The organism is Chitinilyticum litopenaei DSM 21440, from assembly GCF_000428145.1.
Classification (GTDB): domain Bacteria; phylum Pseudomonadota; class Gammaproteobacteria; order Burkholderiales; family Chitinibacteraceae; genus Chitinilyticum; species Chitinilyticum litopenaei.
Genome location: NZ_ATZJ01000018.1, coordinates 60,903 through 75,816, shown reverse-complemented (window position 1 = coordinate 75,816; position 14,914 = coordinate 60,903). Strand labels below are relative to the sequence as shown.

The 14,914-nt window shown below is 64.7% G+C and carries 15 protein-coding genes; 12 read left to right on the top strand and 3 right to left on the bottom strand.

What is annotated here, in order from left to right:
• Window positions 1–207 (bottom strand): helix-turn-helix domain-containing protein (locus C515_RS0108975; protein WP_028455254.1); only part of this gene is annotated, 207 nt, incomplete at its 3' end.
• 617 nt (window positions 208–824) lie between these two features.
• Here C515_RS0108975 and C515_RS0108970 point away from each other — a divergent pair.
• The 4 genes from C515_RS0108970 to C515_RS0108955 all read left to right on the top strand — a co-directional run bounded on the left by C515_RS0108970 (window position 825) and on the right by C515_RS0108955 (window position 3,503).
• Window positions 825–1,331, top strand: coding sequence for a hypothetical protein (locus C515_RS0108970; protein ID WP_028455253.1), 507 nt, complete (start codon window positions 825–827; stop codon window positions 1,329–1,331).
• 4 nt (window positions 1,332–1,335) lie between these two features.
• Entirely contained in the window at window positions 1,336–2,196 is an 861-nt protein-coding gene (locus C515_RS0108965; RefSeq protein WP_028455252.1) for a Rossmann-like and DUF2520 domain-containing protein, read from the top strand.
• Between the two features lie 84 nt (window positions 2,197–2,280).
• Window positions 2,281–2,808 carry a DinB family protein gene (locus tag C515_RS0108960; protein WP_043648821.1) on the top strand — a complete coding sequence of 176 codons (528 nt, stop codon included), beginning with the start codon at window positions 2,281–2,283 and terminating at the stop codon, window positions 2,806–2,808.
• Between the two features lie 191 nt (window positions 2,809–2,999).
• A complete protein-coding gene (locus C515_RS0108955; protein ID WP_028455250.1) occupies window positions 3,000–3,503 on the top strand; it encodes a DinB family protein in 504 nt (167 codons plus the stop codon).
• Between the two features lie 6 nt (window positions 3,504–3,509).
• Here C515_RS0108955 and C515_RS24920 read toward each other — a convergent pair whose 3' ends face one another.
• Complete coding sequence (locus C515_RS24920; RefSeq protein ID WP_051304796.1) at window positions 3,510–5,969, bottom strand: methyl-accepting chemotaxis protein; 2,460 nt, start codon at window positions 5,967–5,969, stop codon at window positions 3,510–3,512.
• A gap of 223 nt (window positions 5,970–6,192) precedes the next feature.
• On the opposite strand from C515_RS24920, the gene C515_RS0108945 reads away from it, so the two are divergent.
• The 5 genes from C515_RS0108945 (at window position 6,193) to C515_RS0108925 (ending at window position 9,274) form a co-directional block, all read left to right on the top strand.
• A complete protein-coding gene (locus tag C515_RS0108945; protein WP_028455249.1) occupies window positions 6,193–6,660 on the top strand; it encodes a NanQ anomerase/TabA/YiaL family protein in 468 nt (155 codons plus the stop codon).
• Between the two features lie 172 nt (window positions 6,661–6,832).
• Complete coding sequence (locus C515_RS20350) at window positions 6,833–7,327, top strand: DNA-deoxyinosine glycosylase (RefSeq protein ID WP_043648818.1); 495 nt, start codon at window positions 6,833–6,835, stop codon at window positions 7,325–7,327.
• A gap of 255 nt (window positions 7,328–7,582) precedes the next feature.
• A complete protein-coding gene (locus tag C515_RS0108935) occupies window positions 7,583–8,407 on the top strand; it encodes a transporter substrate-binding domain-containing protein (RefSeq protein WP_158380800.1) in 825 nt (274 codons plus the stop codon).
• Window positions 8,408–8,430: 23 nt separating this feature from the next.
• Complete coding sequence (locus C515_RS0108930) at window positions 8,431–8,874, top strand: MEKHLA domain-containing protein (protein ID WP_028455247.1); 444 nt, start codon at window positions 8,431–8,433, stop codon at window positions 8,872–8,874.
• Window positions 8,875–9,019: 145 nt separating this feature from the next.
• Entirely contained in the window at window positions 9,020–9,274 is a 255-nt protein-coding gene (locus C515_RS0108925) for a hypothetical protein (protein ID WP_028455246.1), read from the top strand.
• A gap of 545 nt (window positions 9,275–9,819) precedes the next feature.
• Here the strand turns inward: C515_RS0108925 and C515_RS0108920 are convergent.
• On the bottom strand, window positions 9,820–10,161 hold the full coding sequence (locus C515_RS0108920; protein WP_028455245.1) for a DMT family protein: 342 nt from the start codon (window positions 10,159–10,161) through the stop codon (window positions 9,820–9,822).
• A 137-nt stretch (window positions 10,162–10,298) separates the two neighbouring features.
• Here C515_RS0108920 and C515_RS0108915 point away from each other — a divergent pair, with 137 nt between their 5' ends.
• The 3 genes from C515_RS0108915 (at window position 10,299) to C515_RS22495 (ending at window position 14,296) form a co-directional block, all read left to right on the top strand.
• On the top strand, window positions 10,299–11,411 hold the full coding sequence (locus C515_RS0108915; RefSeq protein WP_028455244.1) for a patatin-like phospholipase family protein: 1,113 nt from the start codon (window positions 10,299–10,301) through the stop codon (window positions 11,409–11,411).
• Between the two features lie 322 nt (window positions 11,412–11,733).
• Entirely contained in the window at window positions 11,734–12,285 is a 552-nt protein-coding gene (locus C515_RS0108910) for a hypothetical protein (RefSeq protein ID WP_144290408.1), read from the top strand.
• A gap of 262 nt (window positions 12,286–12,547) precedes the next feature.
• Window positions 12,548–14,296 (top strand): sensor domain-containing diguanylate cyclase, encoded by a 1,749-nt coding sequence (locus tag C515_RS22495; protein WP_028455242.1) that lies wholly within the window; start codon window positions 12,548–12,550, stop codon window positions 14,294–14,296.
• Window positions 14,297–14,914 lie beyond the last annotated feature (618 nt).

The window sequence follows — 14,914 nt, the reverse complement described above, 5'->3', positions numbered from 1 at the left end:
GGCAACGCCGGCTTCGAGGAAACGGCGTCGCCACAACATGATGGTGGGCGCGGTTGTGCGCAATTGCAGGGCGATTTCCTTACTGGGAACGCCTTCGGCGGTCATGAGGATGATGCGGGCGCGCAGCGCCTGCTTTTGTGGTGTCGAGCCGCGGCGAACCCAGGTTGTCAATTCTTGGAGATCGGCCTCGGAGAGTGAAAGGGTCATTGGTCGTCGCATGTAAACAATGACCTAATAAGTAAAGATTTGTTCCGCCCTATGCACTAGAACGGCCGGGCGTACGCCGCAGCACGCGCCCGAACGCCGGACAAGACGAAGCCCCGCACGCGGGGCTTTCTCCATGTATATCGATGCAGCCTTTACAAGCAAAAGGCTGCAGCCACATACCCATGCAAATACTCGCAGCCGCTCACGACCGGCTGCCGACGCAAGCAGGGTGTGCAAATCCCGCAGGGGTTTGCGCACCGGATGCGGTTCGTCCAAGCCGCAGCGCATCTTCAAAGATAGCGCCGCGTGCGCAAATCAGGATTTGCGCACCCTACATGGCTGGACGCAACGAGCATCGCAGGGCACCCCGCATAGCGGGGCGGCTGTCCGGGCTCGCCTGTTGGCTGCGCCGAAACTTCGTTTTCTTTGGTTCGTTTCTTTTGGCGAGACAAAAGAAATGAACCCGTCCGCCGGCGACCGCAGGAAGTCCCTTTTGGGAGCGGAACCGGCATCAAAACACCGTGCCGCAGGCACATAAAACCCGCCCCAACTCATCACCATTCCAGGCAACATCGCTACACTGCGAATGCGCGCCAACTATCAGGAAGCACATCCGCATGCCGCGAATCGTGACAGCACTACTGGCCATTCTCGCCACTTCCACCCTCACCCATGCCCGCGTCGATCCGGCCTATCTGGAAACGGCCGCAGCCACCGGTGGCGAGGTGATCGATGCGCCACGCGCCGTCATGGCGGCCGGCGACGTGCCGCTGTCGCTGCAGCGCTACTTCGAGCACGTCGAGTTTGTCCGCCCGAGCAACAACCTCCTCACGCCGCATGTGATGGAAAAGCCGATCAGGCTGCTGCGCTCCGGCCCGCGCAAGCTGGAGTTGCTGCTGAACGACCGCAAGCAGTTCGTTCCCGCCGCCGTGCTGCTGCTGGACGCGCAGACGCAAACTCCCGTCGCTGCCGCGCTGCCCTGCAAGGTCAGCGGCAAGGACGAGGTATATTGCGAGGGAACGATCACGGTGCCGAAACACGCCTTCTACCTCGCTGTGCGCTACCCGACGCCATCGGGCGAGGTGCTGCGCATCCACGGCCGCAAATTCAGTCCAGTCTGGTGATTTCATGCCCACCTTCAACCTCATCGGCCCCGGCCGGCTTGGCAAGACGCTGGCGCGCCTGCTGGTCGCCAGCGGCGAGTATGCATTGCTCGGCATCGCCGGCGGCGCTTCACCCTACGCCGCGCGCGAATTCATCGGCGCGGGTGAAATCGGGACGCTGGCGATGCTGCCACCCGCCGATTTCTGGCTGATTGCCGTACCCGACGGCGCCATTGCCGACGTGGCCAGGCAGCTGGCGGCAGTCAGCGCGATTCGCCCCGGCGACGTGGTGTTCCACTGCAGCGGCGCGGGCGAGGCGGCGCTGCTGGCACCGCTGCAGGCCAAAGGGGCAAGGATGGCCAGCCTGCATCCGGTGTTTTCCTTCGCCGATCCGGCGCTCGCCGTGCAGACCTTTGCCGGAACGCGCTGCGCGCTGGAGGGTGATGCGCTGGCCTGCGAACGGCTGGAGGCGCTGGTACGCGCGATTGGTGGCGAGCCCTTCCGCCTCGCCCCCGGCGGCAAGGCGGCGTATCACGCGGCGCTGTGCGTGGCATCGAATTATCTGGTGACATTGAGCCAACTGGCGCTCGACACGGCCGCACTCGCCGGCATGGACGAAACGCAGGCACTGCCACTGCTGCACGGGCTGATGACGCAGACACTGGCCAATGTCGGGCGGCTGGGCCCGGCGGCGGCGCTTACCGGGCCGATTGTGCGCGGCGATGCCGGCACGGTCGCCACGCATCGTGCGGCACTGGGCATTGCCCCGGCGCTGGACGACGCGTATTGTCGGCTGGGGCTGGCCACCGTGGCGCTGGCGGCCCCCCGACTGACTGCCGGGCAACAGGCCGCGCTGCTGGCAACCCTGAACAATGGCAGGGTATAGCCCTGCAGCCTTTTCAGTTGATTGGCCAGCCGCAGATCACCGGCCGGGTATAGTGCAAACCGGCCTTCACCCCGGAGACTAACCATGTTCAATGGCAACATGCCGCAGCTGATGGCGGCCTACAACCAGTGGCAGAACGCGCAGCTGTTCGACGCCTGTCTGCAACTCGGTGACGACGAACGCAAGGCCGATCGCGGCGCGTTTTTCCAGTCCATCCATCACACGCTCAATCACATCCTCTGGGCCGACCTGAACTGGATGGGGCGCTTTACCGGCATCAAGCCCGTGCTGCCGCCGCTGGGCGAGGACATTCACGCCGATTTCGCCGCACTGCACGCGGCGCGGCTAGAGCTGGACGCGCGCATCGTCGCCTGGGCCGATGGCCTGAGCAGCGAGTGGCTGAATGAGCCGGTGACCTGGAGCAGCGTGCTCTACAAATTCACCCAGACCATCCCGCGCTGGGTGCAGGTGCAGCACTTCTTCAACCACCAGACGCACCACCGCGCGCAGGTCGGCACGCTCTTGAAACAGGCCGGCATCGACATCGGCATCACCGATCTGCCGATGCTGCCGATGCTCAACGCCCAGGCGGATGAGGATGAGCTTTCCTGAGCCGCTCGGGTTTGGGCGAGCGGGCCTGCAAGGGCAAAGGGCCGCCACAACGGCCGATCAGGCAAGGGCAAGCCGGAGCGAACCGGCCATAATCAAGGGTATCAGCCCCCAGCCTTTTTACTGAAAAGGCTGTACGGCAATACCCGCAATAACAGCAAGCCCGCAACTGCGGGCGGAATGGAGACGCAAGGATGTTCATCGGTAACCTGCCGCAGCTGATGACGGTCTACAGCCAGTGGCAGAACGCCAAACTTTTCGACGCCTGCCTGCTGCTTGACGATGCCGAGCGCCGGCTGGATCGCGGCGTGCGCTTTGGCTCGATTCACGGCATGCTCAATCATGCGCTGTGGGTCGATCATGCCTGGCTGGCCCACCTCAGCAACCACGACCCGCGGCTGCCGCCAATGGGAACGTGGCTGTTTGATGATTTCACCGGGCTGCACGAGGCCAGGCTGACGCTGGACCGGCAGCTGATCGTCTGGGCCGACGGGCTCACGCCGGAATGGCTGTCCGAGTCGGTGACCTGGCGCAGCCGTGGCTACGAATTCTCGCAGACCGTGCCGCGCTGGGTACAGGTGCAGCACTTCTTCAACCACCAGACGCATCACCGTGGCCAGCTGAGCACCCTGCTGACGCAGGCCGGCATCGACATCGGCGAAACCGATCTGCCGATGTCGCCGCTGCTCAACGACTGAGCCAAGTCAGGCGGCGGGCAGGGCCAGTGTGGCGCTGGCCGGCAGCGCGGGAAGCTCATCCGGACGCGCGGCGCGCGAGAGCAGGCGGGTCACGGCCTGCGCGCCCTGGCTGCCCAGCTTGAAGACACTCACCGATTCGGCCAGCGCCTCGGCCTGCTGCTGCAGCTCTTCGGCAGCGGCCGCCGCTTCTTCGACCAGCGCGGCATTCTGCTGCGTTACTTCGTCCATCTGCGTCACGGCCTGGTTGACCTGGCCGATGCCGGCGCTCTGCTCCTGCGAGGCGGCGGCGATGTCGGCGATCAGGTCGGTCACGCGCTTGATGCTGACCTCGACCTCGCTCATCGTCTGCCCGGCATGCTGCACGCGCTGGCTGCCATGATCGACCTTGGCGACCGAGTCGCCGATCAGGTCCTTGATTTCCTTGGCGGCGACGGCCGAGCGTTGCGCGAGGTTGCGCACTTCGGCTGCCACCACGGCAAAACCGCGCCCCTGCTCGCCGGCGCGCGCAGCCTCGACCGCCGCGTTGAGCGCGAGGATATTGGTCTGGAAGGCGATGCCGTCGATGACCGCGATGATGTCGACGATGCGCCTGGCCGATTGCTGGATCAGGTTCATCGTTTCGACAACCTCGGACACCGCAGCCGCCCCCTGACTGGAGACGCGGGCCGATTCCTGCGCCAGCCGGTTGGCCTCGCGGGCATTGTCGGCATTCTGGCGCACGGTGCCGGTCAGCTCTTCGCTGCTGGCGGCGGTTTCCTCCAGATTGGCGGCCTGCGCCTCGGTACGGCGCGACAGGTCGGCATTGCCCTGGGCGATTTCGCGGGCGGCGTGCTGGATGACCTCGCCGGCGCTCTGGATGGCGCCCACCAGGCCGCGCAGGTTTTCCACGGTGGCGTTCACCGCTTCGCGGGTCTCGCCAAACAGCCCCGGATAATCGCGCTCGATGCGCTGCGTGAGGTCGCCATCGGCCAGCGCCTGCACCACGCGCATCACGTCGCGCAGGCCGGTATCGGTAATGGTGCTCAGGCGGTTGAGCCGCTCGGCCAGCTTCAGCGTGAAGCCCTCGCGGCCCTCGGTAGCGAGACGCTGGCTGAATTCGCCGCGCTCGGCCGCCGCCGTCACCACGGCATCGACCTCGCCAATGATGGCCGACAGCGAAGCAACCGTTGCATTCACCCCGGCCTTGGTGCGGCCAAAGAGGCCGGGATAATCGGCCGTGATGCTCTGGCTCAGGTCGCCGCGCGCCAGCGCTTCCGAGACGCGCAGCACGTCGTTGAAGCCGACATCGCAGGTGACAATCAGACGGTTCAGGTGCTCCAGCATGTCGCGGAACATGTGCTGGTAGCGCTGGGCATCGCAGCGCTGGCTGAAATCGCCGCGCGCGCCGGCCTCGGCCAGCAGCTGGATGTCATTGCTGATGGCGAGCAGGCTGCGCTTCACCTCGGCAATGGCCGTGGTGATTTGCGCCTTTTCGCCTGGCAGCTGCGGCATGTCGGCGGCAAAATCGCCCTGGGCATAGCGGCCGATCACGCCGATGGCGGTCTGGGTGGTATTGATGTGGTCTTCCACCAGCGTGTTGACCTGGCGAGCCATTTCGCCAAAGGTGCCCGGATACTGGCTGTCGTCCATGCGCGCGCTGATCTGCCCGGCCGTGTGCGCCGCGGCCATGCCTTGCTGGGCAGCGACGAAGCGGCTGATCGAATCCTGCATCTGCTGCATGGCGGCCAGCAGCTGGCCGGTTTCATCCTGGCGCTGGATGGTGATGGTGTTGTCGAGCTTGCCCTGCGCGATATTGCCGGCCACCGCTACGGCATTGGCCAGCGGCACGGCAATCGCGCGCAGCAGGAAAAAGCCGGAGGCCAGCGCCAGCAGCAGGCCGATCACCAGCGCGGCCACCGCCGTGGCGCGCACCAGCGCATATTGCTGCTGCGAGCTTTCATACTGGGCTTTCGCCACATCAAGCTGCAGGGTGATCAGGTCGGTGACCTTGCCGCTGATGGGGTCGATGGAGGCGTAAAGCGGCCCGTCGAATTCACCCAGCAAGCCGGCCACGCTGCCCTGCTGGCCGGCCAGATACTGCTCCAGCCGCCCGACATCGCGGTCGGCCTGCGCGAAAAGCGTGGCGGCTTCGCTGGCCAGCTGCTGCTCGCGCGGGGTCAGCGTGGTGGCCATGTACTTGCGCCATTCCTCGTCAATGGCGGCCGAGGCCTTGCGCACTTCGGCCAGCGCGGTCTGGGCATCCATCACGCCGGCATTGGCCTTGTTGACCGCATCGATCACCTGTACGGCGTAGGCATCGGAAATGGTCTTGAGCTGCTTGAGCGGCACGACGCGGTCTTCATAAACGGATTTCAGTCCGGCATTGCTGTCGCCCAGGCTGACGATGCCCAGGCTGCCGATGCCGACCAGCAGCAGGGCCAGAAAGGCGATCGTTGCGATCAGGCGGGTTTTGATGGTCAGCTGCATGGTGGTCCCCATCCTGTGGCAAGCACTAGTTTTATGACTTATTGCTGAATCAAAATTGACTTATGAGTAATTTTTCTAGCACAAGAATAGTGCATGCACATGAAAATCACTGTTAAACAACTGCTTGCGGCCGACCCGCCCGTCAGAACCTGCCCTGCCATCCGGCCGCAGGTGCTGGCGCTGCGACCTGTTAAAATGCCGGTTTTCCCCGCAGGACAAGGTCATGTACCTCGGCCATATCGCCCATCCGCAACCGCCGCTGCCCGCCGCCATCGCGCGCGGCCTCGCCTATCTGCGCGACACCGATTTCAGCAGCATGCCGCCGGGGCGCTATCCGCTTGACGGCGAAAACATGATCGCCATCGTCCAGGAGCCGCTGACCCAGCCCTGGGAAACCGGCATGCCGGAATTTCACGCGCGCTACATCGACATCCAGTACCTGCTCGACGGCGAGGAAGCCATCGGCTTCGCGCCGGCCAATCCGGCACTGGCGCGCGTGCAGGATCAGCTGGACGGGCGCGACATCGCCTTTGTCCACCCGCAGCCCGACGAATCGCGCCTGGTGCTAAAGCCGGGCATGTTCGCGATTTTTTTCCCCGGCGAGCTGCACAAGCCCTGCCGCGCGGTCACTGAGCCACGCCCCATCCGCAAGGTGGTGATCAAGATCGCCGCGGCGCTGCTCGCCGGTTAACAGGCTGTTGAAAAAGTCGGTTTTTCCGGCAGCATCAAGCACCGGGCAAAGCCCGGTGCAAATGGCCTCTTGAAAAATCAATGCTTTACAATTTTGCTTTTCATGCATTTTTCCCGGCTTTGCCGGAAAAAACGAGACGCAGGGTGTTTTTCAACACCCTGTTAGGCAAGCCATGAGCGAGAAGCGCAGCTTCGCCCCCGTCGCCGCCGCGCACTGCCGGATTCTGGTGCTGGGCACGCTGCCCGGCGAGGCTTCGCTGGCGGCCGGTGAGTATTACGCGCATCCGCGCAATGCCTTCTGGCCCATCATGGCGGCACTGACGGGCCAGCCGCTGGCGGATTGCGACTGGCCGCAGCGCTATGCCACGCTGTTGCAGCATGGCATAGCGCTGTGGGACACGGTGGCCTCGGCCTCGCGGCAGGGCAGCCTCGACGCGGCATTGCGCGAGGTAGCGACCAACCCGCTGTCAGGACTGATCGCCACGCTGCCGGCGCTGCGGCTGATTGCCTGCAATGGCCAGACGGCCCACCGGCTGGCCAGACAATCGCTGGGCGACGATGCGCGTCTGCTCGCGCTGCCCTCGACCAGCCCGGCCTTCACCCGGCCGCTCGCCGACAAGCTGGCGGCCTGGCAGGCGGCGCTGGCACCGATACTGCCCCCTTCATGACGCTGTACTGCGGTGTTTCCCGCATGGACGGCGCGTGCCGTTCCCGCTAAAACACCGCACATTCGCGCCCTGTCGCGCCCCTTGCGGAGCATCGTCATGAAATCCCCCTGTAACCCGGATAATCCATTGGGCGGCTCTTCGAGCCTACACGGGCCCTGGCGGCTGTTTCGCGGTGCCTTCACGCCCTTGCTTCGCGCCCATAGCTGGCTATGTGCTTGGCGCAAGCGCGCGAACTCACTCGCGATACCCCTCGCCATGATCCCGCGTCCCAATGGATTATCCGGGTTCAAACACGGCTTGCTGGCCCTGCTGGCCTGCCTGCTGCCGGGCCTCGTGCTGGCCGACCGGCTGGATGACATCAAGGCGCGCGGCAGCCTGCAGGTGGGCGTGAATGTCGATGTGCCGCCCTTTGCCCAGCGCGGCAAGGACGGCGCCAGCGGCTACGACGTCGATTTTGCACTGGCCATCGGCAAGAGGCTGGGCGTGCCGGTCATCGTGCGCGATGTCCAGCCCGACCAGCGCATCGAGGTGCTCAAGAGCGGCAAGGTGGACCTGATCATCGCCGCCTTCAGCAAGACGCGCGAGCGCGAGCGCGAAGTGCTGTTCAGTACCGGCTATTTCATCTCCAGCCAGAAGGTGCTGGCCCCCCGGGGCAAGTACACGAGCCAGGACGCGCTGGCCAAGGCCAATATCGGCGTCGTGCGCGGCACCACCGGCGCGGCGGCGGTGCGCCGCCAGCTGCCCGGCGCCACCGTGGTGGATTTCGACGATTCGCCGCAGATGGTGCGCTTTCTCGCCGAGGGCCGGCTGGACGCCGTTTCCGACGACGAGGCGACACTGGCCGGTCTCTTGCTGAAAATGCCGAACAGGGACAAGTTTGCGCTCAGCGACTACAACCTCAACCTCGACATCTTCGGCATTGCGATGAACAAGGGCGAAACGCGGCTGCAAAAACTGGTGAACGAGACGCTGCTCGAACTGGAACGCAGCGGCGAGGCCGAACGCATTTACAATCGCTGGTTTGGCCCGCAAAGCGGCAATCCGATGCCGCGCACCTTCCGCATCCAGGGCGGAGGCTGAACACCGGCGGGCCCGGAGTCGCCATGCCCACCGACCTGCCCGCCCTCATTCTCGCCAGCCACCAGCGTCTGCTCGGGCGGCCGCTGCTGCCCGCCGACATCGCGCCAGAGCATGCCGCGCACTGGCTGCAGCACGACGCGCCCTTCTGCGTGCTGGCGCATGACGGCAGCGCCGATCCGCGCTTCATTTACGCCAATGCCTGCGCGCAAGCCTGCTTTGGCTATCCGGCCGCCGAGCTGATCGGCCTGCCATCCAGACTGTCCGCCGAAGCCCCCAACCGTGAAGAGCGCCAGCAGCTGCTCGACCAGGTCAGCCGGCAGGGCTTCGCCACCGGCTATCGCGGCCTGCGCATCGCCCGCGACGGCCGCCGCTTCTGGATCGAGGACGTGACGGTGTGGAATCTGCTCGATGCGACCGGCGCCTGCCATGGCCAGGCCGCCACCTACCGGCGCTGGCGCGACGCCTGATTGCGGTGCGCCGCTGCGCGCCAATGGTGCAGCGCAACGGTCCCTGCGGCCGCGAATCCGCGAAATGGCGTGGATCGCTTGCTGGCACGGCGCTTGCTGAAACAGCCCTGCGGCCCGTGTTGCGGCCGGCCACCAGGAGAGCACCATGTACCACGCCGACCCGTTCCTGCGCATCGTCCTGATCCTGCTGGGCTTGCGTCACATTCCCGGCAACAGCGGCGAGCGCACGCCGCGCCCCTTCTTCCCCGACTATCTGCGGCTTTCCGACATTCCCCCCTGGCTGGGCGACGCCACGCTGGCCTGGCGCGAGGAATTCGCCCCGCTGCCGCTGCGCGCCAGAGTCCCCGCACCCGCCGACTGGCGCAGCCGCCATCCGCTGCGGCACACGCTCGAACTGTGAAGCCGGCGGATCAGCCCGTCGCCGACCCAAGCGGCAAGCTGACCGGCAAACATGAACATGACTATGTCTTTTCTTCAGAAAGCCCGAGTAACACAAGCGTTGATTAGTACACTCTGCCCTGAAAGCCGCTGAGAAGCGCAGTTTTTCCGGGATCAGGGGCGGGACGTGTTTGAGCCCGCAGGGCGAGTTGTCCCGCTCCCCCGGAAAAACGAGCATCGCAAGGCACCCCGCGCAGCGGGGCGGCTGGCCGGGCGCGCCTTGGGGGTGTCGGGGGGCTTGGCAAGACAAGCCCCCTGACGTGCCGCCGGGCACACCCGGCATCAAAACACCGCGCCGCAGGCGCTGAAAACCACGCTTCCTGAAGAAAAGACACAATCAGGAACATGAAAATCCGATTGAAGCACAGCGATACCGAGGACGCTGGGAAGGCAAAATCCTCAGAAAGGCCGAGGTTTGCTCCTGCGGTCCTCTGTGCCTCTGCGTCCATGTCGAATAGGGTATTAACCGGCAAGCCTTGCGTATGAATGGCACCAAGGCAATACCCCTCAGCCCCTGAACATGAAATACACGGCACCGACCATGCACAGCGCCGCCCAGACGTAGTTCCAGTTGAAGGGCTCCTTCATGTAGAAAATCGCAAAGGGGATGAACACCGACAGGGTGATCACCTCCTGCATGATCTTGAGCTGCGCCAGGCTGAATACCTGGTAGCCGATGCGGTTGGCCGGCACCTGCAGCAGGTATTCGAACAGCGCGATCCCCCAGCTCATCAGCGCCATCAAAAGCCAGGGCTTGGTCTGGCCGTGCTTGAGGTGGGCGTACCAGGCAAACGTCATGAACAGGTTGGAGCAGACCAGCAGCAGGATGGAGGCGAGAGCGGGAGGCATGGCAGCGGGGCCCAAGGGAAAAGGCGATTGTAGGCAGCCAGGCGCGGGCTTTTTGCAACGATTTGCGCACCCGCCTTGACCTTGCCGGCACGTTTGGCCACGCTGACCGTCTCCGTCATTCAGAGCAGGATGCCCGCATGCCCAGCAAGCCCCGTCGCAAGATCGCCATCGCCTGCCAGGGCGGCGGCAGCCAGACCGCCTTCACCGCCGGTGCGCTGGATGCGCTGTTCCAGCATCGCCTGCAGGACGATTTCCAGATTGTCAGCCTGTCGGGCACCTCGGGCGGCGCGCTGTGCGCCACGCTGCTGTGGTATGCGCTGATGAAGGGCGACGCCAGTCCCACACAGCGTCTGCTGGCCTTCTGGCAGGACAATACCGCGCAAACGCCGGCCGAGCGTCACTTCAACGACTACGTGATCGAATCGCTGCGCGCGACCAGCAAGGGCCAGCTGCCGCAAATCAACATCAGCCCCTCCTCGCCGCTGGTCAAGGCGCTGATGGGCGTGACCACCAGCAGCCTGCGCCGCGAGTTCACCGATTTCCCCGCGCTGCTGCAAAAGCACTTCGACTTCGACGAACTGCAGCGCTGGGGCGCGCAACCCGATGCGCCAGCGCTGCTGCTGGGCGCGGCCGAGGTGCTGACCGGCAAGCTGCGCAAGTTCAATTCACGCGAGGAAGCAATCCGGCTTGAACACCTGCTGTCTTCCTGCGCGGTGCCCAACATTTTTCCGGCGGTCGAGTTCGACGGTTTCGCCTACTGGGACGGCCTGTTCTCCGACAACCCGCCGCTCGACGAACTGGTGCGCCCGAGCTTTGTCGGTGCGGGCAATATTCCCGATGAAATCTGGGTCATCAAGATCAACCCGACCGGCTGCCAGTCCGTACCGCATGCGCCGGAGGACATCGCCGACCGCCGCAATGAAATGGTCGGCAACATGTCGCTGTTCCAGCAGCTGACCAGCATGGCGCTGATCAACGATCTGCTGCTGATGGACGCTTTCAAGCCCGAATTCCTGCAGACACTGGCGGTGAACAAGCCGGTGCTGATCCCGAAATGCTATGCCGACCAGCCCGACCGGCCCTACACCATCCCCTTCATCGAGATGTCCGCGCACCTGCAGCACGAGCTGGATTACGAATCCAAGCTCGACCGCAGCCCGGAAAATATCGCGCTGCTGGTGAAAGACGGCCAGGAACAGGCCAGCGCCTTCCTCGCCCAGCGGCGCAAGGCCCTGCACAGCGGCAAATAAGGCGCGCTTTGGCAACCGCGCAGGACGAGGAGCGAATACCAGTCTGGTGGGCGCGCCTTCACGGCAGACAGCAACAAACATTTCAAGCGCAGAGACACTGTGCTCAACAGCAATCCCGCTGAACTGGCCAGGGTATCTTGCCCTGGCCGTTTTTGCGGAATGGCTACAGGGCAATACATCCGCCCCCATTCATATGCTGAACGGGCAGGAAGCGTGCTAGGCCGCGCCGGTGCTGCCGCCGGACGATGGCTCTGCTAAGATGGCCGCCACCCGTAAACCAAGCGGCACAGACCGCAAGGCGCAGCGCGCCATGGAGGATGAGATGAAACATGCACTGACATTCAGCAGCCTGCTGCTGGCCCTGTTGCTGAGCGCCTGCGGCGACGCCACCCCGCCGTCCACGGCAACGGCGCCCGCTCAGACCGACAGCATCCCTGCCGCCAACCCGCCGGCACCGGGCTGGTCGCGCTACCAGAACAGCCAGTTCGGCTACCAGATCGATTACCCGAGCGAGCTTGCCGCCCAGCCGGAAACGCCGGAAGGCCGCAGCTTCGCCAGCGCCGACCAGAGCACGCAACTGGCCATCAGCGCCAAAACCGTCGCGCAGCCGGTGATCGCCGACCTGGCCAAGGCCCGCCGCGCCGAACTGGAGAAAGAGGGCCTCAGCGTCGGCGAAGCGCACGAAGGCAATAGCTGGTTCATGACCACCGGCAAGCTGGGCGAGCAGCAGCTCTTCGAGCAGAGTTTCCTGCGCGATGGCGCGCTCACCACGGTGCGTCTGAGTTATCCCGTGGCGCAGGCCGCCGTCTGGCAGCCCAGGATTGGCGACATCCTGAAGACCATCATTCCGGGCAGCAGCAAGCCCGCCCAGTAAGGCGTCGCGCCCGGACCGGGCAAGAAATACACAGCCATGCATGACCCCACAGGCCAGTAACCCGCTGGCCTGTGGTCTTATACCCAGCCGAAACCCCAGATGATCAGGCCCAGCCTGCGGCCGGCGATCAGCACCCGCCCTCCCCCTCGCGCGTCCCGGCCTCCTGCCGCACGGGAAAAAACACCGCAGGCCGTTTTCGACAGCCTGCTGCCCCGCGCTTTTTGCTAGCATGAGAACCATTGCTGCCCCTTGCGGAGCCGGTTTGCCTGCCCTCACCTCCCCTGCCGAATTTCCGCCCGAAGCCTGGTGTGCGCTGCTCGATGCGCTGCCGCTGCCGGTGACGCTGACGCGCTTTGCCGATGGCCGCTTTCTCTATGCCAACCGGGTGGCGCTGGCGCGCATCCAGCGCAGCATCGATTACCTGCGCAACGAGCATCTGGCCGAGGACTTCTACTGCACGCCCTTTGGCCGCGCCGGCCTGCAGATGCAGCTGCGCGAGCCGGACAGCATGGCCCATCTGGAGCTGGAACTGCGCGACCCGGCCGGCGGCATCGTGCCGGTGCGCGTGGCGGTGCGCCGGCTGCAGCTGGCGGGCGAGGACTGCGTGCTGGGCGTGATCGACGAGCGCGGCAATGCCACCCGCAAGGCGCTGACCCGCACGCGCCAACTGCTCGACGCCGTGCTGGCCAATATGCCCGGCATGGCCTACCGCTGCACGCCGGCCAATGGCTGGCAGATGGATTATGTCAGCCAGGGTGCGCTGCACCTGACCGGCTACCCGGCCAGCCACTGGCCCGGGCAGGCGCCGGATTTCGCGGCGCTGATTCACCCCGAGCATCGCGAGGCGCATGCGATCGCGCTGGCCTCAGGCGAGGGCTACGGCATCGAATACCGCCTGCTGCATCGCGATGGCGTGGCGCGCTGGGTGCATGAGCAGGCCTGGCTGGTCGAGGACGAACAGGGCCAGGTGATTGGCCGCGAGGGCATCATCAGCGACATTTCCGCGCGCAAGGCCGACGAAGCGGCGCGCGAGGCCAGCGCCGGCCAGTACCGCGAACTGGTCGAAGCCGCACGCAGCATCATCCTGCGGCTGGATCCGGCCGGCCACATCACCTTCATCAACCAGTTTGCCCAGACGCATTTCGGCTTTGCGCCGGAAGAACTGCTTGGCCAGCCGCTGCTGGGCACGCTGATGCCCGAACAGGAAAGCACGCGCCGCGATCTGCGCGAGGTGCTGGCAGGGCTGCTGGCCAATCCCGAACAGTTTGCCGTGCATGTGAACGAAAACCTCTGCAAGGACGGCCGGCGGGTGTGGATGCTGTGGACCAACCAGGCCTTGCACGATGCCGATGGCCAGCTCAGCGAAATTCTCAGCATCGGCAACGACATCACCGAGCAGCGCCAGATCCAGATCGAACTGCGCCGTGCGCACGAGCAGCTGCAGCTGCAATACCAGCGCATTGCCGCGCTGCAGGGCCAGTTGCGCGAACAGGCCATCCGCGATCCGCTCACCGGCCTGTTCAACCGCCGCTATCTCGAAGAAACGCTGGAGCGCGAACTGGCGCGCGCCACGCGCGAGCACAGTCCGCTGAGCGTGGTGATGCTGGACATGGATCACTTCAAGCTGATCAACGACCATTACGGCCACAAGGTCGGCGATGATGTGCTGCGTGCGCTGGGCGCCTATCTGCGCGCGCGCAGCCGCGACGAGGATGTGGCCTGCCGCTATGGCGGCGAGGAATTCGTCATCCTGCTGCCCGGCGCCCGGCTCGAAGACGCACAGCGTCGCGCTGAAAGCTGGCGCGAAGGCTTTGCCGCACTGGCGCTGAGCGACGACGAACAGACCCCGCATCCGCGCGTGACGCTGTCACTGGGCGTCGCCAGCTATCCGCAGCACGCCGGTGATGGCGAAACCCTGCTCAAGCGTGCCGACGATGCGCTGTACGCCGCCAAGGCGGGCGGGCGCAACCGGGTGGAAGTAGCCAGCCAGCCGGATGCCGCAACAGACTAGGCCCATATACAACACACCGTATCAAGCTGAAGCCAATATTAAAAAAAGGCTTCAGCCATATACCCACCAATATAAATCCATCACCTGACTGACAGGAAGGCTCAGAAAAACCCCAATCCACCACAGAGCCACAGCGAAAAGCGGGGGCTCATCATCGGCATTTCTCAGATGGTTTGCTTAATTTGCGCACTCTGTATCTCTGTGGTTCAAGAGGTTTTCCTGATTATGTCTTTTCTTCAGGAAGCCTGAATAACACAAGCGTTGCTTAGCACGCTCTGCCCTGAAAGCCGCTGAGAAGCGCAGGTTTTCCGGGATCAGGCGCGGGACGTGTCTGAGGGCGAAGCCCGAGTTGTCCCGCGTCCCCGGAAAAACGAGCATCGCAAGGGACCCCGCGCAGCGGGGCGGCTGGCCGGGCGCGCCTTGGGGGTGTCGGGGGGCTTGGCAAGACAAGCCCCCTGACGTGCCGGCGGGCACACCCGGCATGTAAAACATCGCGCCACAGGCGCTGAAAACCTTGCTTCCCGAAGAAAAGACCCAATCAGGTAGGTTTTGTGGTTTGCTGAGAAGGGTTTCTAATCAGGCAGTGGCATGACATGCAGGGAAACCTTGCTGATCAGG